A 403-nucleotide genomic window follows, 5' to 3' on the forward strand; every position below is an offset into this window, starting at 1 on the left:
CACGGCTACCTTCACTCTTGAATATCAGTAACTGGAGATGCTCATGAAATGGTGCAAACGTGGGTATTTATTGGCGGCAATGTTGGCGTTCGCAAGTGCGACGATACAGGCAGCCGATGTCACCATCACGGTGAACGGTAAGGTCGTCGCCAAACCGTGCACAGTTTCCACCACCAATGCCACGGTAGATCTCGGCGATCTTTATTCTTTCAGTCTTATGTCTGCCGGGGCGGCATCGGCCTGGCATGATGTTGCGCTTGAGTTGACTAATTGTCCGGTGGGAACGTCGAGGGTCACTGCCAGCTTCAGCGGGGCAGCCGACAGTACCGGATATTATAAAAATCAGGGGACCGCGCAAAACATCCAGTTAGAGCTACAGGATGACAGTGGCAACACATTGAAT

The 403-nt window shown here is 52.1% G+C and carries 1 protein-coding gene; it reads left to right on the plus strand.

Annotated features, from left to right (window positions below; genetic code table 11):
• Window positions 1-43: 43 nt before the first annotated feature.
• Window positions 44-403: type 1 fimbria minor subunit FimG (gene fimG, locus GWG67_RS38890; RefSeq protein WP_275174919.1), on the plus strand; the 360-nt coding region annotated here is incomplete at its 3' end.

It is taken from the genome of Bradyrhizobium sp. CSS354 (genome assembly GCF_029051725.1).
Lineage (GTDB): Bacteria > Pseudomonadota > Alphaproteobacteria > Rhizobiales > Xanthobacteraceae > Bradyrhizobium.